At 67.0% G+C, this 18,937-nt stretch carries 23 protein-coding genes; 9 read left to right on the top strand and 14 right to left on the bottom strand.

Annotated features, from left to right (window positions below):
* Positions 1 to 16 precede the first annotated feature (16 nt).
* Positions 17 to 259: a hypothetical protein gene (locus BIU98_RS14115; protein ID WP_071277791.1), complete on the top strand. Its 243-nt coding sequence runs from the start codon at positions 17 to 19 to the stop codon at positions 257 to 259.
* Positions 260 to 495: 236 nt separating this feature from the next.
* Here BIU98_RS14115 and BIU98_RS14110 read toward each other — a convergent pair whose 3' ends face one another.
* Together BIU98_RS14110 and BIU98_RS14105 are read right to left on the bottom strand one after the other, a co-directional pair.
* Complete coding sequence (locus BIU98_RS14110; RefSeq protein ID WP_071277788.1) at positions 496 to 1,710, bottom strand: MFS transporter; 1,215 nt, start codon at positions 1,708 to 1,710, stop codon at positions 496 to 498.
* Positions 1,711 to 1,766: 56 nt separating this feature from the next.
* A complete protein-coding gene (locus tag BIU98_RS14105; RefSeq protein WP_071277785.1) occupies positions 1,767 to 2,651 on the bottom strand; it encodes a helix-turn-helix transcriptional regulator in 885 nt (294 codons plus the stop codon).
* 183 nt (positions 2,652 to 2,834) lie between these two features.
* On the opposite strand from BIU98_RS14105, the gene BIU98_RS14100 reads away from it, so the two are divergent.
* Together BIU98_RS14100 and BIU98_RS14095 are read left to right on the top strand one after the other, a co-directional pair.
* Positions 2,835 to 3,026 carry a hypothetical protein gene (locus BIU98_RS14100; RefSeq protein ID WP_071277782.1) on the top strand — a complete coding sequence of 64 codons (192 nt, stop codon included), beginning with the start codon at positions 2,835 to 2,837 and terminating at the stop codon, positions 3,024 to 3,026.
* 98 nt (positions 3,027 to 3,124) lie between these two features.
* Positions 3,125 to 4,345 (top strand): MFS transporter, encoded by a 1,221-nt coding sequence (locus BIU98_RS14095; RefSeq protein ID WP_071277779.1) that lies wholly within the window; start codon positions 3,125 to 3,127, stop codon positions 4,343 to 4,345.
* A gap of 27 nt (positions 4,346 to 4,372) precedes the next feature.
* On the opposite strand, the gene BIU98_RS14090 is transcribed toward BIU98_RS14095, so the two are convergent.
* A complete protein-coding gene (locus tag BIU98_RS14090; RefSeq protein ID WP_071277775.1) occupies positions 4,373 to 5,116 on the bottom strand; it encodes an SDR family oxidoreductase in 744 nt (247 codons plus the stop codon).
* An 83-nt stretch (positions 5,117 to 5,199) separates the two neighbouring features.
* On the opposite strand from BIU98_RS14090, the gene BIU98_RS14085 reads away from it, so the two are divergent.
* Positions 5,200 to 5,649, top strand: coding sequence for a MarR family winged helix-turn-helix transcriptional regulator (locus BIU98_RS14085; RefSeq protein WP_071277772.1), 450 nt, complete (start codon positions 5,200 to 5,202; stop codon positions 5,647 to 5,649).
* Between the two features lie 102 nt (positions 5,650 to 5,751).
* On the opposite strand, the gene BIU98_RS14080 is transcribed toward BIU98_RS14085, so the two are convergent.
* From BIU98_RS14080 to BIU98_RS14060, 6 genes are all read right to left on the bottom strand, one after another.
* Complete coding sequence (locus tag BIU98_RS14080; RefSeq protein WP_139200747.1) at positions 5,752 to 6,213, bottom strand: hypothetical protein; 462 nt, start codon at positions 6,211 to 6,213, stop codon at positions 5,752 to 5,754.
* Between the two features lie 367 nt (positions 6,214 to 6,580).
* Entirely contained in the window at positions 6,581 to 7,567 is a 987-nt protein-coding gene (locus BIU98_RS14075) for a hypothetical protein (RefSeq protein WP_083393266.1), read from the bottom strand.
* On the bottom strand, positions 7,564 to 7,899 hold the full coding sequence (locus tag BIU98_RS20085; RefSeq protein ID WP_368073049.1) for a DUF6527 family protein: 336 nt from the start codon (positions 7,897 to 7,899) through the stop codon (positions 7,564 to 7,566). The genes BIU98_RS14075 and BIU98_RS20085 overlap by 4 nt, the downstream gene beginning before the upstream one ends.
* Complete coding sequence (locus tag BIU98_RS14070) at positions 7,887 to 9,278, bottom strand: ThiF family adenylyltransferase (RefSeq protein ID WP_071277762.1); 1,392 nt, start codon at positions 9,276 to 9,278, stop codon at positions 7,887 to 7,889. The genes BIU98_RS20085 and BIU98_RS14070 overlap by 13 nt, the downstream gene beginning before the upstream one ends.
* Positions 9,275 to 9,670, bottom strand: coding sequence for an E2/UBC family protein (locus BIU98_RS14065; protein WP_254787939.1), 396 nt, complete (start codon positions 9,668 to 9,670; stop codon positions 9,275 to 9,277). The genes BIU98_RS14070 and BIU98_RS14065 overlap by 4 nt, the downstream gene beginning before the upstream one ends.
* Entirely contained in the window at positions 9,670 to 10,194 is a 525-nt protein-coding gene (locus BIU98_RS14060; protein ID WP_139200746.1) for a multiubiquitin domain-containing protein, read from the bottom strand. Before BIU98_RS14060 ends, BIU98_RS14065 begins: the two co-directional genes overlap by 1 nt.
* Positions 10,195 to 10,303: 109 nt before the next feature.
* Between BIU98_RS14060 and BIU98_RS14055 the strand changes: the two genes are divergently transcribed.
* On the top strand, positions 10,304 to 10,510 hold the full coding sequence (locus BIU98_RS14055; protein WP_139200745.1) for a hypothetical protein: 207 nt from the start codon (positions 10,304 to 10,306) through the stop codon (positions 10,508 to 10,510).
* Between the two features lie 118 nt (positions 10,511 to 10,628).
* Here BIU98_RS14055 and nrdF read toward each other — a convergent pair whose 3' ends face one another.
* The 4 genes from nrdF to nrdH form a co-directional block, all read right to left on the bottom strand.
* Complete coding sequence (nrdF, locus tag BIU98_RS14050) at positions 10,629 to 11,630, bottom strand: class 1b ribonucleoside-diphosphate reductase subunit beta (protein WP_056119980.1); 1,002 nt, start codon at positions 11,628 to 11,630, stop codon at positions 10,629 to 10,631.
* Between the two features lie 104 nt (positions 11,631 to 11,734).
* Positions 11,735 to 13,840 (bottom strand): class 1b ribonucleoside-diphosphate reductase subunit alpha, encoded by a 2,106-nt coding sequence (gene nrdE / locus BIU98_RS14045; protein WP_139200744.1) that lies wholly within the window; start codon positions 13,838 to 13,840, stop codon positions 11,735 to 11,737.
* A 17-nt stretch (positions 13,841 to 13,857) separates the two neighbouring features.
* A complete protein-coding gene (gene nrdI / locus BIU98_RS14040; protein ID WP_071277745.1) occupies positions 13,858 to 14,274 on the bottom strand; it encodes a class Ib ribonucleoside-diphosphate reductase assembly flavoprotein NrdI in 417 nt (138 codons plus the stop codon).
* A gap of 109 nt (positions 14,275 to 14,383) precedes the next feature.
* Positions 14,384 to 14,617, bottom strand: a complete 234-nt coding sequence (nrdH, locus tag BIU98_RS14035; RefSeq protein WP_071277742.1) for a glutaredoxin-like protein NrdH — start codon at positions 14,615 to 14,617, stop codon at positions 14,384 to 14,386.
* A gap of 366 nt (positions 14,618 to 14,983) precedes the next feature.
* Here nrdH and BIU98_RS14030 point away from each other — a divergent pair, with 366 nt between their 5' ends.
* Positions 14,984 to 16,189: an MFS transporter gene (locus BIU98_RS14030; RefSeq protein WP_071277739.1), complete on the top strand. Its 1,206-nt coding sequence runs from the start codon at positions 14,984 to 14,986 to the stop codon at positions 16,187 to 16,189.
* A gap of 268 nt (positions 16,190 to 16,457) precedes the next feature.
* Positions 16,458 to 17,276 carry an aldo/keto reductase gene (locus tag BIU98_RS14025; RefSeq protein ID WP_071277736.1) on the top strand — a complete coding sequence of 273 codons (819 nt, stop codon included), beginning with the start codon at positions 16,458 to 16,460 and terminating at the stop codon, positions 17,274 to 17,276.
* A 9-nt stretch (positions 17,277 to 17,285) separates the two neighbouring features.
* On the opposite strand, the gene BIU98_RS14020 is transcribed toward BIU98_RS14025, so the two are convergent.
* Positions 17,286 to 17,606, bottom strand: coding sequence for a hypothetical protein (locus tag BIU98_RS14020; RefSeq protein WP_071277733.1), 321 nt, complete (start codon positions 17,604 to 17,606; stop codon positions 17,286 to 17,288).
* 99 nt (positions 17,607 to 17,705) lie between these two features.
* Between BIU98_RS14020 and BIU98_RS14015 the strand changes: the two genes are divergently transcribed.
* Positions 17,706 to 18,278, top strand: coding sequence for a hypothetical protein (locus BIU98_RS14015; protein WP_139200743.1), 573 nt, complete (start codon positions 17,706 to 17,708; stop codon positions 18,276 to 18,278).
* A 105-nt stretch (positions 18,279 to 18,383) separates the two neighbouring features.
* Positions 18,384 to 18,905: a ribonuclease H gene (locus tag BIU98_RS14010; RefSeq protein ID WP_071277727.1), complete on the top strand. Its 522-nt coding sequence runs from the start codon at positions 18,384 to 18,386 to the stop codon at positions 18,903 to 18,905.
* Positions 18,906 to 18,937: the final 32 nt, after the last annotated feature.

Genomic DNA, 18,937 nt, shown 5'->3' with positions numbered 1-18,937 from the left:
ATGGTCGTGTGGACCCATGGAACGAGATCCCGAACCGTCGGCAGGTGGAGTCACTCCGGCTGCCTCGAGGGCTGCGTACCGGTCCTGGCTCGTCGCACCTGCGATCATCGTCCTGCTCGGCCTGTCGATCACGTCCGGCCTGCCGTCCCAGATCGCCCGCACCCTCCTCACGCCGGTCGCCGCGGTGTACGAGCACCTCGTGTGCGGGATGCAGCACGCCGTCAACGACATCGCCGACACCGGTTCCTCCTGCCGCTGACGACGACACCGTCGAGCTCCAAGTCCGGCGGTCGCGGTGGGACCGCCGACGGGCGTGACGGTGACAGCCGTGCCACCAACGGACTGGAGGCCGTGCTCACCAGGTGAGCACGGCCTCCAGTCCGTCATGTGGTCCGGTCAGGACCGCTGGCGGCTCCGTCGGACACCCGGGGCGATGACGAGCACCGCTTGGAGGCTCGGTGCCAGCTGGCACCGCGCCTCCAGTCACGGATCTGGTCAGTTCCGGTCGGCCGCGAACGCCGACCGGCGGCCACGGAGGGTGATCAGCAGGGCGATCACGCCTAGTCCCGCCATCAGCACCGCGAGCACCAGGGCGTCGAAGCGCTCGAGCAGCACCGCGCCGAGCACGCCGGCGGCGAAGATCGCGAGGTTGAACGCCACGGGGAGGAACGAGTTCGCGACGTCCGAGTTCTCGCGACCGGAGCGACTGAGCGCTGACTGGAGCTGGGCGGAGGCTCCACCGAAGGTGATGCCCCACAGCACGCTCGCCACCAGGACGAGAGCTGGCACTCCGCGACCCACCAGCAGGATCAGCCCCGCGACGACGAACACCGCGATGCTCAGGTGCAGCAGCGCTCTCGGCCAGCGGTCGATGCAGGCCGCGGTGATCGCGATGCCGATGACGGAGGAGACGCCGTAGACCAGGAGCACGATGTCCGGGGCGAGGCCCGAGCCACCGTCGCGCAGGAACGGTGCGATGTAGGTGTAGATCGTGTTGTGCGCGAGCATCCAGACGAAGATCACCACACAGACGATCGCGACGCCGGGCATCGCGAAGACGCGCGTCAACGGCAGGCTCCCCGCCGCGGTCCTCGGCTGACCGGGCGCGTCCGGCACGAACAGGGCGATCAGCACGAAGGTGACCAGCGCGATCAGGCTCAGCCCGCCGAAAGACCAGCGCCAGTCGAACGTCGTCCCGAGCCAGGCGCCCAGTGGCGTGCCGAGGGCGAAGCCGACCGGCGCGCCGACCGAGACGATCGACAGCGCCAGCCCGGAGCGGTCGCGCGGGCTGATCCGACGACCGTAGGCGGCGAGCATCCCCCAGATGACCCCGGTGAACGCACCGGCGAAGAACCGGGACACGAGCGACACGATGACGTCGCTGGAGAGGGCCGTGACGGTGTTCGCGGCGATGAGGCACGCGATCGTCACGAGGATCAGCGGCTTGCGGCGGAACCCGCGGGTCATGCTGATCGCGGGGATCGTCACGATCACCGTGCCGAGCGCCCAGACGCTGATGAACTGTCCGACGGTCCCCTCGCTGATCCTCATCCTCTCGGCGATGACCGGCAGGAGGCCCGCGGGCATCGTCTCGGCGGCCACGAGGACGAACCCCATCGTGGCGAGGAGCGCGAGGGCGAGCCAGGGCATGGCGCGGGGTTCGTCAGGAGCGCTCTGGTCGGGGAGGCGCACGGGTGCAGTGGATGACATGGGTCCTACGGAGGCTCGGGGCGGCGTCGCGCGGGCGGCGGGGGCGTGGCGCGGAGTCAGTTCGCCGTGCTGGCGGGGAGGCGTGCGATGTCCTCGGTGGCGGCCCAGGTGGCGAGCATCCGGATCTTCTCGTCGGAGGCGCTGCCGGGGACGGCCGGGTACACGGTCATCGAGTGGCCGGGGTCGTCCTGCAGCTCGCTGACCTGGAAGGTGAGCTCGAGCAGGCCGACCACGGGGTGCTGGAACTGCTTCAGACCGGTGTAGTGGCGTCGCACGTTGTGCGCGGCCCACCGGGTGCGGAAGTCGTCGCTGCGCATCGACAGCTCGCCGATGAGCGCCGCGAGCTTCGTGTCGTGCGGGTTGCGGCCCGCGTCGCGCCGGAGGATCTCGACGTTCACGTTCGCTGCCCGCTCCCAGTCGGGGTAGAAGGCGTGCGCGCGGGAGTCCAGGAAGATGAAGCGCGAGTGGTTCGCCGGGCGGTCGACACCCCGGTACATCTCGGAGTAGAGCGCGAAGCCGAGCGTGTTCGCGGCGACCATGTCCATCCGCGTGTTCGTGACGAACGCAGGGGCGCCCGTGATCGCATCGAGCAGGCACTGCACCTCAGGCCGGACCGACTCCACGACCGATGTGCGAGGTCGCGAGCGGACTCCCGCCTCGTTCGCCGTGCGCGCGAGGTCGCGGAGGTGATCGTGTTCGGCGCGATCCAGCTGCAGCGCCCGGGCGATCGCGTCGAGGACGGAATCGGAGACACCGGAGAGGTTCCCCCGCTCGAGGCGGGTGTAGTAGTCGATGCTCACGCCCGCCAGTCGGGCGACCTCGTCGCGGCGCAGCCCCGCGACACGGCGACGGCCTCCGCTCGGCTCGATCCCGGCCTGCGCCGGGGTGAGGCGCCCTCGGCGCGACGTCAGGTAGTCGCGTACCTCTGCTCGGTGATCCACACCTGGAACCGTACGAGCGGACGATGCCGAGTTGAAGGGTTCTGACGGAACCCCTCTGGCGGACCGCGCCTTGAACAACCGGTATTCCACGTTGCGCGTTCTGCGTACTCGGTACAAGGTGGTTGTCACCGAGCAGCCGCTCGTCCAGACCCTTCTGATCCGGTACACGGAAGGAGCATCCCCATGCGTGCATGGCTGCTATACATCCTGATCGTCGTCGCTGCACTCGGAGCACTGCTCGCGATCGCCTACAGCTTGCCCACGGCATCATCGGCCGCCTTCTGTATCGGCACCCCAGTCGTCGTGATCGGGGCCGGCCTCGGCGCCAAGTTCGTCAGGGAGACACGGAGGAGACAGCGCACTCATCAGCGCTGACCTGACGCGTGACTGGCACCGCGCCTCCAGGCCGGAACGCGGTCGCGAACAGCAGCCGCAACCCTGAGACGAAGCACCCTCACCCCTAGACTCGGCAGATGCTCGAGAGCCGTCGCCTTCCACTGTGGGCAGGTCGCACGGCCGCGCTGCTGGGCATCGTGCTCGTGGCGTTCACCCTTCGCCAAGCGGTCGCCGCAGTCTCCCCGATCATCGGCGACATCCGGGCCGACTTCCCCGTCTCGAACCTCGACGTCGGCCTGCTCGGCACCCTGCCGCCGCTGCTGTTCGCCGCCTCGGGGTTCACGGCCCCGCGCGTCGCACGGCGTCTCGGACTCGACGGCGGGATCGTCCTCGCGCTGGTCCTCATCACCGTCGGCCATCTCGTCCGGGCCTTCGCACCCGGCGTCGCGATGTTGCTCGTCGGCAGCATCGTGGCCTTCGCCGGGACCGGAGTCGGCAACGTGCTGCTGCCGTCCGTCGTCCGCCGCTACTTCCCCGACCGAGTGGCCCTGCTGACCGCGGTCTACGCGTGCATCGTGGGTGTCAGCACCGCCGTGCCGGCTGCCCTGGCTGCGCCCATCGCGCAGTACGCCGGATGGAGGACCTCGCTCGCCGTCTGGGCAGTGACCTCGGCGGCAGCACTCGTCCCGTGGCTCGTCGTCCTCGCGCAGCAGCGCCGACTGCGCCGTACGGACGCCGGTCTCGTCAGCGCCGCACCCACCGAGGTCGTCACCCGCCTGTGGCGATCACGCGCTGCGCTGTCAATCACCGCGCTCTTCTCCTCGAGCGCGATCTGCACCTACGCGGCCTTCGCCTGGCTGCCCGAGATCCTGCAGGACGTCGCCGGATCGACGCCGACCGAAGCGGGCGTGCTCCTCGCCGTCACCGGCGTGATCAGTGTCCCCGGCGCTCTCATCGCTCCCCTGCTCGTGCCCCGACTCCGGAACGTCGGCTGGTTGATCGCCGCCGGCGTCCTGAGCTTCGCACTCGGGTACCTCGGCCTGCTGCTCGCGCCAGCGCCGCTCACCCTGCTCTGGGTGCTCCTGATCGGCTGCGGCTCGATCCTGTTCCCGGTCTGCCTGGTGCTCATCAACGTCCGCACCCGGACACACGGCGGAACCGTCGCCTTGAGCGGCTTCGCCCAGGGCACCGCGTACGCGCTCGGCGCCCTCGGCCCGCTGCTGGTCGGGCTGCTCCACGACGCCAGTGGCGGCTGGACGCTGCCGCTGCTCTTCCTCCTCGCCGTCACGCTCGCGGCAGCGATCCCGGCGGTCACACTCAGCCGTCCGACGTTCGTCGAGGACGAGCTCAGCCGGTAGCGGGCACGTCCATCGCGGACCGAGCGGTCAGCGCGCGGGCACGAGGGCTTCGACCGTCGCACGAGCCTCGGCGGCCGACCCGAGGGGCACGGTCCGGCTGCTGACCTCGGTCGCAAGAGACAGCGCGATCGAGACCGCGCCGACCTCGGCCGCGGAGACCCACTCCGGATCGCCCTCGACGAACCGTGTCCGGACAGGCCCGAGCACGAGCGCGTGGATGCGCTTCTCCGGCGACTCCGCGGCCAGAACGCGCTGCATCATGAGCACCGCAGCCTGCTCCATGCTCACCAGCCCGCTGTTGGGCACCGGGAACTCCGCTGACTGACCGACGATCACCGTGTACGCGCCGAGGCCGCTGAGCCGAGGAACGATCGACCGCGCCACCGCCATGTGCACCGTGGCGAGCCCGGTGAAGGCAGCGGCCCAGTCGCCCTCACTGATGTTGGTCAGCGGCCCGCCCTGCCACCAGCCGCCCACGGGCACGATGACGTCGTCGATGCCACCCATCCGCTCGGTCATCTCGCGACCGAGTGCCTCAGCACCGGCAAAGGACGTGTAGTCGTGCGTGGGCAGATGTAGCAACGGGGACGTCCCGACAACGCCGAGAGCAGCGCGCAGCTCGGCTCCGCGCGCCTCGGACCGGGTGGGCACGACGACGTCGGCGCCCGCTTCGAGGTAGGCGCGAACGATGCCTTCGCCGACGCCCCCGGTGCCGCCGGGCACGAGGACGCGGCGGCCGGAGAGGTCGTGGGTGGAGGGTGCTTCGTTCATGGCAGAACTCCTTGGTTAGACCAATGTTGGTTTTACCAGCGGTAGCACTGATCGTTGGTCGAGCCAACTGGTATCGTGCTGCCATGCCTGATGCACCGACGCCCCCCGAGGCACTCCGGACCCTGGTGAGCTGGCAGGCCGGCCGTGTCGCGACGATCGGGGCGCGTCTGACGGGCGCCAGGATGCCGCTCGAAGCGCGGTCCGACTTCGCGGTCCTGTCCCTCCTCGAGGAGAACGGCCCGCTCAGCCAGGCCGACATCGGGCGGATCCTCGGTCTCGACCGGAACAACGTCAACGGCATCGTCGTCCGCCTCGAGACCGACGGGTTCGCGAGCCGGCAGCCGGACCCGGAGGACCGGCGGCGGAACGTCGTCACCATCACGACAGCAGGCCGAGCCAGGTCGTCAGAGCTCCTGGACCACGCGCAGGCGGTTCAGGCGGAGCTCCTGACCGCGCTCTCCCCCGACGAGCGCACGGCCCTCATCGGCCTGCTCGGCAAGGTCCTCGCCAGCCACCCGGCGCAGTCCGCCTGAGCCAGGTCTCCATCTGGTCAGCCTGGAGGCTCGGCGCCAGCTGGCACCGAGCCTCCAGTCCGGAACAGGGTCGCGGACACCCGGCGGCGGGGCCGCCACCGCTCACATGTCGGCGATGAGACGGAGCGTGTAGCCGTCGGGGACCGTCTGGTGTTCGACGTAGTGCATGAAGACCGGCGCTGCCTGGTCGGCCGTGAAGAGCTCTGACGGGTGCCGCGGCTCGTGCGCAGCCTGCACGTCGATGGTCTCCGTGAGCGGTTCCGCGAGGTCGTGGTCACGGCCGACGATGTAGAAGCGGTACTCGCCGTCGTCCTCACGTCGGCGGAGTTCGACGCTCATCTTCTCCGCGGTGCCGCCGGCCTGGAGGTACGAGTTGCCGTACTGCTCCTCAGCCTGTTCGGGGTTGAACATCCAGTCGGCGTCGTCGGGACACCACCAGATCTGCCACGCGAACTGCTCGTCGTTGTCGAGCAACCCCAGCATGCGGCGTACTTGATCAGGTATCGGCCGGAACGTGTCCTGCAGGATGCTGCTGACGCTGCTGTTGGTCTCTTCGATGATCATTCGTTACTTCACTCGTTGGTAGTTGACCGAGGTGATCTTGATGCGTTCACCGTTCACCGTTCAGTGTGGCGTACGCGGGATGGTCGTACGACACCGCTCGGTCGAAGACTTCTTGGGCCCCGGCCTTCGACGTGCCACTCTTCACCTCGACGGTCTCCCATGTGCCGTCGCGCTTCTTAACCAAGCAGTGGTATACCCGCTCCTTTGTCGCGCACCCATGCTGGTGCACACCTACCGCGAGCTTGCGATCTCCGGTCTAGTCCGGGATCCAGTGGCCGCTTGACTCGTCAAGTTGCTCGGCACGGTTCTGGCCACCGCGGCCTCGGCCTCGGCCTCGGCCTCGGCCTCGGCCTCGGCCGGAATTGTCCTACATTGGCAGTGAAGCCCAGGAGCTCTCGAAGAGCTTTACTTTCCCCGATGCTGCCCACAGCTGCATTGAGAACAGCCGCCAGTACATAACCCAGAGATCATCATGCGGGGCGAGATAGGTGACGTTAAGACCGAGGCCGCGCGCATTGTGATGGGAGATCATCTGCCCATGCGAGTGCCACCGCTCTGTGTCTGACAGGTGTGCCGCAATGTCGACTGCCCGATCGTGGTCTCTCACCATGGACTGACTGAGGAGTGCTTCGGCGATCGACCGGGAGCGGGTGATCATGCGTTCGAGCTTACGGACGGTTGCGGGTTCCATCTTTCCCAGCATCAGCCGCGCGACCGGATCAGAGGGCTTCCTCTTGAGACGCCTTGCGTGTCGATGGAACGCATCAAGGTAGCTTTGCGCAGACAGAGTTTGTAGGTGACCGTTGGAGTCAGGGATTTCTACCTGCGGGTCTATGGCGCCAAGCTCCGAAGAGTCCGACATCAGGATCGTGTTTGCGGCAAGGGCGATGAGGGTGCCAGCGCTTTTGGCGTAGTCGGGGACGATAACTCGCACCGAGGCGTCGCCTGCCCGTCGGCGGACGAGGAGGGCGATCTTCTCAGCGGCGTCGATGTTTCCGCCCGGGGTATGCAGCATCAGGTCAATGGGAGTGCCGGGGTGGATGTTGTGTAGCAGGTCCACGATGCCGACGATATCCGTGCGCTCGATCTGTGAGTTTGCGGCGATGTAGCAGATAAGCGTGGTGCCGGTTGTTTTCTCGATGTCGCGGATGAGGTTCTGACGAGCGTAGCGTTCCGCGTGCATCGCTTCGTACAGCGGTGTCCGGGTCGGAATCTTCGGTCCCGGCGTCGGTATGGGGCTTGGCGGCGGTGTCGGCACGTAACTCTGCTGCCCGCCTGAGGCGGTGGCGTCAGCCGCTTCCGCCAGCTCGATGGGTTCCTCCGCTGAAGGGTCAGGGGTGAGCTGATTGATCATCGGTTGTCCGTTCGTTCGATCCAGGTCACGCGGCCCTTGCGAACTACGTAATGACAGTGTCCTACAAGACTGCGCTCATCGACACTGGGGCTTAGCGTCAACGGGTAGGCCTGGTCAATGCGCCATTGGGGCCGGTGGGCAGGGTCGAGGTTCAGCATGACCCGGTGCCCGCGCTCGCAGGGGCAGTCAAAAACGATCCATTTTGGATACTCAGCGGTGCCGGTGATGACGCCGTGGCGTTTCGGCAGGCGCTCGGGGATGTCCCCGACGGAGATCGCCGTGAGGTCGGCCTTTTGACGTCGCCAGTAGAGGAGCCGATTTAGGATGCCCAATTCAGCCCCAGGAACATGTCGGTGTCAGTACCCACCCGGGTAGTGGCTGGGTCGCAGTAGTGGCCGGCATGAGGCGGCTCGACGTTGCCGCGGATGGCGCGGTCGTGGATGAACAGGATCAGTTCGCCCGGGGTCGGTGTGTCGCCATAGCCGACCAGCCGCTCCAGCAGTTCGCTGGTCGCAGTCGCAGCGACCAGGGTGGTAAAGGTCACAACCGCCGGCTCTACACCAGGAAGCGCAGGTGCGTACCCTTCCCGCTCGAGCTTCTGCTGGGCGGAGGCGGCGCGGGTTTCGGCTTCGGCGAGTGCGAAATCAATGCGGTCACGGCACACCAGGCATCCCGTCCCCGGGTGCAAGGTCGTCACTCGAGCAAAGATACCGGTGATGGTGCCATCGGCGTCGGAGGATATCTGAACTCCGCAATCGATGACAGGGACCAGGTGGTAGTAGGGAAGCCGGGACAGGCGGATACGTCCGGCGTTGTCGTCCGTGCACCCAAACACCACATCCGCGCCAACGAGAAGGCGGGCGTTCGCTTCACTCAGGATGGTGCCCTGAACGCGGGTCGTATGGACTCCGGTGGCGATGTGTTCAAGATGGTCACCGAGGACGTCGACCTTGGCCCGGTCGACGTCCTCAGGAGTGGACCCGTAGACGCGGGTCGTGTTCGATGCGGACAAGGTGTCGGGGTCGATGAGGATAAACGAGCGCACCCCCAAGCGAACCAACTGTTCCGCGGTAGCGGAGCCGGTACCGCCAGCGCCGACGATCGCGACCGTCAGGTTGCTGATAGCGGCTTGGATGCCCGTGCCGAAGGCGCGGATGTTCCGATCGAACAACCCCAAACCTGACCCCGCGTCAACGTCGTAGGAGGCACGGAAGAACCACCGCTCACCGACTCCCGACAACTGGGTAATGCGGGCGGTGACCCGTCCGGTGAGTTCGCCGGTGAAGGTCAAGGTGTTGCCGTCGTGACTGACAATGAGGTACCCATACTGGCCGGTGTCGGTGCGATCCGCGAACAGCTCCTCGAGCGCGGTGTTCACGCGGCGGTCGTGGGTGCTGGGTCGGGGGATGGCGCCATCGCCGGGGTGGCTGTGTACCCATACCGCCACCAGACCGCGCTGGCGGGCGCTCTTGAGAGCGTGCACGTACCCTTCGGAGGTGATCTGCAAGGACCGGTCCGTGCGGACCTCGTAAGCATCCGCTGGCACCGCCACCAGCTCGACCCCAAGCAGAACCGTCCGCTCCCCTCGCCCGCCACCGGCGGGGGTCGTGTACTGGTTGGCAAGGAGAACCGCCCCGGTCTCCACCGGGTCAGTGGCCATTGTCAACAGCTCCGCGTGCAGGGCGGCTGTGATGCGCAGAACGGCGCTCATGCGGCCACGTTCCCCGACGCGGCCGTCGTCAGCTCGGTGCGCAACAGCCGCACATAGCTCTCCAAGCTGTCGATCCCGGAGCGCCAGGATGCGGGATCGAGGTGCCGGGACCAGCGCTGCCAGCTACGCCCATCGTATGTTTCGATGAGCTCCGTCGCCGCAATCATCCCGCCGGTCGCCGGAGTGAGGTGGGGAATGACCCACCACATGTCCGGAGGCGTGTCGGGATAGCTCATCGACAGCCGGAACAAGACGTTCGCGTGCGTGGTACTCAGCCCCTCCGGCAAGGGGAAGTCGATCAGTTCCACACTCAGCATCCCGGTGCTGTCGTCGAAGACCCGATAGGTGATCCCGGACCGTTCGAGGAACTCGCGGTCCGGGAGCGGGAGCATCACGCTCCGTCCCTCTCGTCGAGCTCCGAGAAGCCAGATCCATCGGCGCCAGTGTTCGCCATGTCGGGCTGGCCGGGGTTGATGCGCCCGGGGGCGGTGAAGAAGCGGATGCCGTCGTGCAGGCGGATGATGTCCTCGTCCTGCACCTTCACGTCACGCTTATCCGGCACGTCCAGCCACAGGTGCCGGTCCGCCGCTACGTCCGGGCTCGGGACGACCCGCAGCTGCGCGCCGGTCATCTTGCGTTCGAACACCTCGTACTCGACCCGGTCGATACGGATCACGATCGCGTCGATCTCCGTGAAGAACCGCATCCCCTCGACCGCCGTGATTGTGCTGGCGGGATCCAGCTTCTGGTCCTGCTCGTCGTCGATGTCCAGCCAAAGGTCCTTCTCTGCCAGGACCGGTGGCTCCGTCAGCGCGCGGAGCGCCGCGACCAGGGTCGGGCCAGCCGCCACTCGGTAGGGCTGCGTGTCGATGTGAATCGTGATCTGCTTCGCTCGCGCTTCTGCGTGTGCGTCCATGCTGTACTCCTCAGTCGTCGGTTGCTTGACACCATGATACCACGACATCAACGCACCGCGGCACCTTGGTTGGTTGATGTTCACAGGCCTCGGTGGCATGATTGTCAGCATGTCCGGGCAGAAAGCAATGACCATCCGTCTGTCGGCCGAACAAGCCGACCAACTCGAAACTGTCGCTAGTGTCGAGAATCAAGCCGTTTCGGACGTCATCCGAGCGGCGATTGCCAGCCACATCGAACAGGTCAGCCAGGACGAGAAGTTCCAAGAAGGGCTTCGCTACCGCATTGAGCGCGCCCAGGGACTCCTCCGCGGCTGACCATGAACGAAGGCGGCACACCGTCAGGTGCGCCGCCTTGTTATCTGCAGGGTGCCATACGACACCCAACGCCCCGCCGGCCGAAGCCAGCGGGGCGTTCCCACGAGTCAAACCAGGATCAGAAGTCCCAGTCCTCGTCCTCAGTGCTCTCCGCCTTGCCGATGACGTACGACGAGCCCGACCCCGAGAAGAAGTCGTGGTTCTCGTCCGCGTTCGGCGACAGCGCCGACAGGATCGCCGGGTTCACGTCCGTCGTCTCCTTGGGGAACATCGGCTCGTAGCCCAGGTTCATCAGCGCCTTGTTGGCGTTGTAGTGCAGGAACTTCTTGACGTCCTCGGTCAGCCCGACCTGGTCGTAGAGGTCCTGCGTGTACTGGATCTCGTTCTCGTACAGCTCGAACAGCAGGCTGAACGTGTAGTCCTTGATCTCTTGCTTGCGCTCTTCCGAGGCTCCTTCGAGCCCCTTCTGGAACTTGTACCCGATGTAGTACCCGTGGACGGCTTCGTCGCGGATGATCAGGCGGATCAGGTCAGCGGTGTTGGTGAGCTTCGCACGCGAGGACCAGTACATCGGCAGGTAGAAGCCCGAGTAGAACAGGAACGACTCGAGCAGCGTCGACGCGACCTTGCGCTTCAGGGGGTCATCGCCGGTGTAGTAGTCGAGGACGATCTGGGCCTTCTTCTGCAGGTTCACGTTCTCCGTGGACCAGCGGAAGGCGTCATCGATTTCGGGCGTCGACGCCAGCGTCGAGAAGATCGACGAGTAGCTCTTGGCGTGCACCGACTCCATGAACGCGATGTTCGTGTAGACGGACTCCTCATGCGGGGTGATCGCGTCGGGGATCAGGCTGATCGCGCCGACGGTACCCTGGATGGTGTCGAGGAGCGTCAGACCGGTGAACACGCGCATGGTGAGCTGCTGCTCCTCCGGCGTGAGGGTGTTCCACGACTGCACGTCGTTGGACAGCGGCACCTTCTCGGGCAGCCAGAAGTTGTTGACGAGGCGGTTCCAGACCTCGACGTCCTTCTCGTCCTGGATGCGGTTCCAGTTGATCGCGCTGACCGAACGGATCAGCGGGACGGCTTTGCCGGTGGCGTGGACCGGGTCGGTGAGAGTCATTGCTTCTTCCGGAATTGAGATGGTGACGAATCGAAGGCCGGGAGGCGCGGTGCGGGCTGGCACCGCGCCTCCAGGCCGGGGGCGGTCGCGTCAGCGACCGGAGGTCACAGCATGCAGCTGACGCAGCCCTCGACCTCGGTGCCCTCGAGTGCGAGCTGGCGCAGACGGATGTAGTAGATCGTCTTGATGCCCTTGCGCCATGCGTAGATCTGCGCCTTGTTGATGTCACGCGTGGTGGCGGTGTCCTTGAAGAACAGCGTCAGGGACAGGCCCTGGTCCACGTGCTGCGTCGCCGCGGCGTACGTGTCGATGATCTTCTCGGCACCGATCTCGTACGCGTCCTGGTAGTAGTCCAGGTTGTCGTTCGTCATGAACGGCGCCGGGTAGTAGACGCGGCCGAGCTTGCCTTCCTTGCGGATCTCGATCTTCGACGCGATCGGGTGGATCGACGACGTCGAGTGGTTGATGTACGAGATCGAACCGGTCGGCGGGACGGCCTGCAGGTTCTGGTTGTAGATGCCGTGCTCCTGGATGGACGCCTTCAGCGCCTTCCAGTCGTCCTGCGTCGGGATGGTGATGTTCGCGTTGTCGAACAGCGACGCGACGCGAGGGGTGGCCGGCGTCCAGACCTGGTCGGTGTACTTGTCGAAGAACTCACCCGACGCGTACTTCGAGTCGCGGAAGCCGTCGAAGGTCTCCCCGGTCTCGATGGCGATCTTGTTCGAGGCGCGCAGGGCGTGGAACAGCACCGTGTAGAAGTAGATGTTCGTGAAGTCGATGCCCTCGTCGGAGCCGTAGAACACGCGCTCACGAGCCAGGTAGCCGTGCAGGTTCATCTGGCCGAGACCGATGGCGTGCGACTTGTCGTTGCCGTCCTCAACGGAACGGACCGAGGTGATGTGGGACATCTGCGAGACCGAGGTCAGGCCGCGGATGGCGGTCTCGATGGTCTTGCCGAAGTCCGGCGAGTCCATCGTCAGCGCGATGTTCAGCGAGCCGAGGTTGCAGGAGATGTCCTTGCCGATCTCCTTGTACGAGAGGTCCTCGTTGAAGGTGGTCGGGGTGTTGACCTGCAGGATCTCCGAGCACAGGTTCGACATGTTGATCCGGCCCTTGATCGGGTTGGCCTTGTTCACCGTGTCCTCGAACACGATGTACGGGTAGCCCGACTCGAACTGGATCTCCGCGATGGTCTGGAAGAACTCGCGCGCCTTGATCTTCGTCTTCTTGATGCGCGAGTCGTCGACCATCGCGCGGTAGTTCTCGGAGATCGGGACGTCGCCGAAGGGGACGCCGTAGACCTTCTCGACGTCGTACGGCGAGAACAGGTACATGTCCTCGTTGTTCTTCGCGAGCTCGAACGTGATGTCCGGCACGACGACGCCGAGGGACAGCGTCTTGATGCGGATCTTCTCGTCGGCGTTCTCGCGCTTGGTGTCGAGGAACTTCATGATGTCCGGGTGGTGGGCGCTGAGGTAGACCGCACCGGCACCCTGACGCGCACCGAGCTGGTTCGCGTAGGAGAAGGAGTCTTCCAGCAGCTTCATCACGGGGATGATGCCCGAGGACTGGTTCTCGATCTGCTTGATCGGGGCGCCGGCCTCACGGATGTTGGAGAGCAGCAGGGCCACGCCGCCGCCGCGCTTCGAGAGCTGCAGCGAGGAGTTGATCCCGCGGGAGATCGACTCCATGTTGTCCTCGATGCGGAGGAGGAAGCAGGAGACGAGTTCGCCGCGCTGGGCCTTCGCGGTGTTGAGGAACGTCGGGGTGGCGGGCTGGAAGCGGCCGGCGACGATCTCCTCGACGAGGTCGATCGCGAGCTGCTCGTTGCCCTGCGCCAGGCCGAGCGCGGTCATCACGACGCGGTCCTCGAAGCGCTCGAGGTAGCGCTTGCCGTCGAACGTCTTGAGCGTGTAGCTCGTGTAGTACTTGAACGCACCGAGGAACGTCTGGAACCGGAACTTCTTCGAGTACGCCAGGTCGTTGAGCCGCTGGATGAAGTCCATCGAGTACAGGTCGATCGTCGCCTGCTCGTAGTACTCGTTCTCGACCAGGTAGTCCAGCCGCTCCTTCAGGTTGTGGAAGAAGACGGTGTTCTGGTTGACGTGCTGCAGGAAGAACTGCTTGGCAGCTTCGCGGTCCTTGTCGAACTGGATGTTGCCGTCCGCGTCGTAGAGGTTGAGCATCGCGTTGAGGGAGTGGTAGTCCATCCCCGTCGTCGGCGACGTCAGATCGACGTCTGCAACTGCTGCGTCCAAAATGCATCCAATCCTGAGTTGACCGCCGACACGTCGTCAGGCGTGCCGAAGAGTTCGAAGCGGTAGAGCACGGGCACGTGGCACTTGCGTGACACCACGTCACCCGCGAGGCCGTAGGCCTCACCGAAGTTCGTGTTCCCGCCGACGATGACGCCCCGGATCAGTGACCGGTTGTGTCCGTCGTTCAGGAACTTGATGACCTGCTTGGGGACCGCTCCCTCGCCGTTGCCGCCACCGTAGGTGGGGAGGACGAGGACATACGGTTCGTCCACGTGCAGGAACGGTTCGCTCGGGTAGAGCGGGATCCGGTCCGCGTCGCGGCCGAGCTTCTCGATGAAGCGCGCGGTGTACCCGGACACGCTCGAGAAGTAGACGAGTCGGCTCATGGTGTCGCTCCTTTGTCAGGTGCGGACAGACGGACCGGGGGTGTCTGACGGGTGGTGAGTCGAGCCTCCTGATCGAGTTCGACCCACCGTCCGCCGGACGGTGGTGGCCCTACGCCAGTTCGGCGCTGAGGGTCGCGATCTTGTCGGGGCGGAAGCCCGACCAGTGGTCGTCGTCGGTCACGACGACGGGGGCCTGCATGTAGCCGAGGCTCTTGACGTGCTCGAGGGCGGCGTCGTCCGTCGAGACGTCGTGCACCTCGTACTGGATGCCCTTGTTGTCGAGGGCCCGGTACGTGGCGGTGCACTGGACGCAAGACGGCTTGGTGTAGACGATGACGGCCATGTTCTCCCCTTGTTCTCGACCCCGTTCGGAGCCCGAAGTTCTGGTGCTGTGCTGAGCACGACGCTACTACATGTTGTGCCCGATGCCCGGGTGGACCACTAGAGGAAGTGTTACACCCCTGTAGTTTCCACAACGCCATCCACAGTCTGTGGATTCCCCACAGCCCCGGATTTCCGCCAGTCTGCCCCGCACCACCGACACTGCCAACAGCCTGTGGAGGGGGTTGTCCCGAGGTGTGGAAACGGCCCGTTCGTACCCCCTCGTCGGCGTGTCTGAGAACCGGGTCCCGGGCCCCGTCCGAAGCCCCCTCCCCCGGTCGGGTGACACACGCCCCGGAGCGCCCCGTCCGGTCCGTACACTCGTTGCGTGAGCGCGTACGGCAACCTGTTGAAGACCCCCGGCGTCGGCCGTGTGATCGCTGCCCAGCTCACCGCGCGCTTCCCGTTCGGGATGCTCTCGCTCGCCTACCTGCTGCACGTCGAGCACATCTTCGGCTCGTACGGCTCCGCGGGTCTCGTGCTCGCCACCACGAGCGTCGGCCAGGCCATCGCCGGCCCGCTCACCAGCCGGTGGATGGGCAGCTGGGGCATGCGCCCCGTCCTGGTCCTGACCAGCATCGTCGCGCTCGCGAGCATGGCGGTCATCGCGTTCGTGCTGATGCCCCTGTGGGCGTACGTCGTGATCGGGTTCCTCGGCGGGCTGGCGGTGCCGCCCGTGCAGCCCGCGGTGCGCACCATCTACCCGAAGATGGTGACGTCGAAGCAGCTCACACCCCTGTTCTCGCTCGACGCCAGCGCCCAGGAGCTCATCTGGGTCGCCGGCCCGGTCATCACCACGTTCGTCGCGACGCAGATCGGCACCGTCGAGGCGATCGTCGTCGCGATGGTCTTCCTCGTCGTCGGCGGGACCTGGTTCATCGCCTCCCCCGAGCTCGGCCGCGTGCGCATCCCCCGGTCCAAGCGCGCGTTCGGCGTCGTGATGAAGCGTCCGTCGGTCGTCGTGGCCACCCTGACCGGCCTGCTCCTCATCGGCGCGTGCGCCGCGGTGGAGGCCGGCGTCATCAGCGCCTTCGGCGAGGGCAGCCCGAACGCCGGCATCGTCCTCGCGATCTTCGCGATCGGCTCGCTCGTCGGGGGCCTGGCGTTCGGCCACCGCCCGATCTCGCCGAACACGCTCTGGACGCGCATGCTCGTCGTCTTCATCGGCCTGGGCCTCGCCACGTTCGGCACCGGGTTCTGGTGGCTGGCGTTCGCGCTCCTCATCGCCGGTGGTGGCATCGCGCCGGCCCTCGCCGTGATGTTCGGCTCGGTGTCCGCCACGGTGAAGTTCTCCGACACCGCCGAGGCCTACGGCTGGATGGGCACCGGGCAGCTGATCGGTGCCGCGGGCGGATCAGCGGTCGCCGGCTTCCTCATCGACACGCACGGGGCCACGGGTGGCCTGGCGGTCGGGGCAGCAGCGGCGTTCGTCGGGGTGCTCCTGCCGCTGGTCGCGAAGCGCTGGCTCCCCGACCTGCGCGGCCGCGACGCCAGCCCCCTCCCCGACACCGAGCCGGTCACCCTGCCGTCCTGAGGGGTGGTGCGGTCCGGTCCCCGCGCTCCCCTGCCGCGCTCCCCCTCCCGCGCTCCCCCTTCTCGCGCGCCGCAAGCGGAATCCCGCGGAGCGAATTGAAACGCGCGTAGGAGGTCGAACGTTCCGACCCGCAACGCGCGGAACCGCTTCCCACCGCGAGCGTGATGGGAAGGAACGCGCTCCTCCACACCGGTCGACGAGCACGCATCGTCCACAGATCCGGACTGGAGGCTCGTCCCGCCTCCGCCCCGCCCGGCAGGATGGACGCATGGTCACCTCCATCCCCCTCCGCGACGGCAAGTCCGTCCCCGCCGTCGGCTTCGGCGTGTACAAGGTCGACGACGCGGACGCCGAGACCGCGGTCGGCATCGCCCTCGACGCGGGCTACCGCCACGTCGACACGGCCGAGATGTACGGGAACGAACGTGGTGTCGGGAAGGCGATCCGAGCCTCCAGGCTGGACCGCGACGACGTCTTCGTGACCACCAAGGTGTGGAACGACCACCAGGGGCGCGACGCGACCCTGCGGGCGTTCGACGCCAGCCTCGACCGGCTCGGGCTCCACGCGGTCGACCTCTACCTCATCCACTGGCCGGCCGCCGCGAACGACCGCTACGTCGAGACCTGGCGCACCCTCGTCGAGCTCCGGGCGAGCGGGCGTGCCAGGAGCGTCGGTGTCTCGAACTTCCAGGTGCCGCACCTCGAGCGTCTCATCGCCGAGACGGGCGAGGTGCCGGCGCTGAACCAGGTGGAGCGGCACCCGTGGCTGCCCCAGCACGAGCTCATGGCGTTCCACGCGCAGCACGACATCGTGACGGGAGCATGGTCGCCGCTCGGGCGGGGACGGCTCGTCGACGACCCGGTCCTGACCCGCATCGCAGAGGCCCACGAAGTGAGCGTGGCGCAGGTCCTCGTGCGGTGGAACGTGCAGCAGGGGGTCGTCGTCCTGCCGAAGTCGGTGACGCCCTCGCGCATCCGGGCGAACCTCGACGTCGACGGCTTCGTCCTCAGCGACGACGACCTGGCCGCGATCGCGACGCTCGAGTCCGGGCAGCGGACGGGCTCCCACCCGGACTCGGTGTCGTAGCGGCAGGGGTCAGTTGCTCTCCGACTGCCACGGCAGGTGCAGGTCGCCGGGCTCGGGCTCGATGTCGCCCGCGTCGTCGGCGCCACCGGTCCCGGGGGCCGCGACGATCCGCGAGGGGTCGATGCCGTCCTCGCGCAGGTCGTCGTCGTCGCGCTGCAGGGTCTGCGACGCGTCCATCTCCCGCTCGCTCGAGGGGCTGTAGGACGTGTCGGCAGCCCGCTGCTCGCGCTCGCTGACGCCGTCGACGTCGTCGGAGTGCGCAGCGTTCGTCAGCGCCTCGGAGCGGTCGCGGTCGTCGGAGTGCTCGGGGCCTGCGATGTCGTTGCTCATGGTGTTCCTCTCGTCCCCGCCGACGCTAGGCGGGGGACGCCCCTGCGTTCCCAGTTCTGGGGGTCGGACGGGGGACGGCGGGATCGGTACGGTCGATGCGTGATGGATCCTCGTGCCCTGGCCTCCGAACAGCTCCGAAGCGGCGAGCGCCTGCTGTGGGTGGGGCAGAGCGACCCCCGCGTCCTCCTCACCGGACGGGACGGCTTCCTCATCCCGTTCAGCCTGCTGTGGTGCGGGATCGTGATGTTCACGATGGTGCCCGAAACGGTGGCGGAGGGACCCTCGTTCGTCCTGGTCCTCAGCAGCGTCTTCGTCCTCATCGGCCTGCACATGCTGGTGGGCCGCTTCCTCGTCAAACGACACCGCAAGCGCACCGAGGTGTACGCCGTCACCGACCGCCGCGTGTTCGTCACAAACGGCCGCAGCACCCGCGAGACCGACGTCCGTCGAACGGACCGGAGCGTGCACTGGTCCCGCGGCCGTGACCACTGCTCCGTGCAGTGGGAGACAGGGAACTCCGGTGCCAGGGCCTTCTTCGGTACCAACAACGCGCAGGCGATCTACGCCAACACCGGGCTCGACGGCTTCTTCGGGCCGCGTTCGACCGCCTTCTGGGACGTCCCCGACGGGCAGGCGATGATGTCGGCCCTCGACGAGGCGTCCGCCCGCTGACGCGCGGCCGTCCGGCTCGGCCTGCGGTCCAGGCCGGGAGGCTCGGCGCACCTCCCCGGGTCCGCTACCGTTGTCGGGCACTCGCCCCACCTCAGGAGGTCCCCCGTGACGATCGTCGCAGCAGCTGACGGCTCCGCCCTCGGCAACCCCGGTCCGGCCGGCTGGGCCTGGTACGTCGACGACGACCGCTGGGCCGCTGGTGGGTGGCCACGTGGCACGAACAACCAGGGCGAGCTCACCGCCGTGCTGCAGCTGCTCCGCGCCACGAAGGACACCGGCGAGCCGCTGCACATCCTCTGCGACAGCCAGTACGCCATCAAGGCCTGCACCGAGTGGCTCGCGGGATGGAAGCGGAAGAACTGGCGCAAGGCCGACGGCAAGCCCGTCCTGAACGTCGAGATCATCAAGGAGCTCGACGCCGAGCTGCAGGGCCGCAAGGTCACCTTCGAGTGGGTCCGCGGACACATGGGCCACGAGATGAACGAGGCCGCCGACGTCCGCGCCCGTGGTGCCGCGACGGCGTACCAGAACCGCACCGACGTGCCGACTGGTCCGGGCTGGCCGGGCGTCGAGGTCGAGGAACCGGCAGCGCTGCCCGAGGCGACCCCGCCCGCGACCCTGTTCTGACCGACACGGAGCGCTCGCTCCTCGGTCCCGTG

Origin of the sequence: Curtobacterium sp. MMLR14_010 (assembly GCF_001865015.1) — a bacterium.
Classification (GTDB): Bacteria; Actinomycetota; Actinomycetes; order Actinomycetales; family Microbacteriaceae; genus Curtobacterium.
The sequence above is the reverse complement of the archived record's forward strand: the minus strand, read 5'-3'. Positions and strand labels throughout refer to the sequence as shown.

What these genes read in the sequence shown, in the direction of transcription:
- BIU98_RS14090 (WP_071277775.1), bottom strand. Translation starts at nt 5,116, where the DNA reads ATGAACGAAGCACCCTCCACCCACGACCTCTCCGGCCGCCGCGTCCTC.
- BIU98_RS14070 (WP_071277762.1), bottom strand. Translation starts at nt 9,278, where the DNA reads ATGAGCGCCGTTCTGCGCATCACAGCCGCCCTGCACGCGGAGCTGTTG.
- BIU98_RS14095 (WP_071277779.1), top strand. Translation starts at nt 3,125, where the DNA reads ATGCTCGAGAGCCGTCGCCTTCCACTGTGGGCAGGTCGCACGGCCGCG.
- BIU98_RS14080 (WP_139200747.1), bottom strand. Translation starts at nt 6,213, where the DNA reads ATGATCATCGAAGAGACCAACAGCAGCGTCAGCAGCATCCTGCAGGAC.
- BIU98_RS14065 (WP_254787939.1), bottom strand. Translation starts at nt 9,670, where the DNA reads ATGCTCCCGCTCCCGGACCGCGAGTTCCTCGAACGGTCCGGGATCACC.
- nrdF (WP_056119980.1), bottom strand. Translation starts at nt 11,630, where the DNA reads ATGACTCTCACCGACCCGGTCCACGCCACCGGCAAAGCCGTCCCGCTG.
- BIU98_RS14085 (WP_071277772.1), top strand. Translation starts at nt 5,200, where the DNA reads ATGCCTGATGCACCGACGCCCCCCGAGGCACTCCGGACCCTGGTGAGC.
- BIU98_RS14020 (WP_071277733.1), bottom strand. Translation starts at nt 17,606, where the DNA reads ATGAGCAACGACATCGCAGGCCCCGAGCACTCCGACGACCGCGACCGC.
- BIU98_RS14055 (WP_139200745.1), top strand. Translation starts at nt 10,304, where the DNA reads ATGTCCGGGCAGAAAGCAATGACCATCCGTCTGTCGGCCGAACAAGCC.
- nrdE (WP_139200744.1), bottom strand. Translation starts at nt 13,840, where the DNA reads ATGGACTACCACTCCCTCAACGCGATGCTCAACCTCTACGACGCGGAC.
- BIU98_RS14025 (WP_071277736.1), top strand. Translation starts at nt 16,458, where the DNA reads ATGGTCACCTCCATCCCCCTCCGCGACGGCAAGTCCGTCCCCGCCGTC.
- nrdH (WP_071277742.1), bottom strand. Translation starts at nt 14,617, where the DNA reads ATGGCCGTCATCGTCTACACCAAGCCGTCTTGCGTCCAGTGCACCGCC.
- BIU98_RS14075 (WP_083393266.1), bottom strand. Translation starts at nt 7,567, where the DNA reads ATGATCAATCAGCTCACCCCTGACCCTTCAGCGGAGGAACCCATCGAG.
- nrdI (WP_071277745.1), bottom strand. Translation starts at nt 14,274, where the DNA reads ATGAGCCGACTCGTCTACTTCTCGAGCGTGTCCGGGTACACCGCGCGC.
- BIU98_RS14060 (WP_139200746.1), bottom strand. Translation starts at nt 10,194, where the DNA reads ATGGACGCACACGCAGAAGCGCGAGCGAAGCAGATCACGATTCACATC.
- BIU98_RS14115 (WP_071277791.1), top strand. Translation starts at nt 17, where the DNA reads ATGGAACGAGATCCCGAACCGTCGGCAGGTGGAGTCACTCCGGCTGCC.
- BIU98_RS14100 (WP_071277782.1), top strand. Translation starts at nt 2,835, where the DNA reads ATGCGTGCATGGCTGCTATACATCCTGATCGTCGTCGCTGCACTCGGA.
- BIU98_RS14110 (WP_071277788.1), bottom strand. Translation starts at nt 1,710, where the DNA reads ATGTCATCCACTGCACCCGTGCGCCTCCCCGACCAGAGCGCTCCTGAC.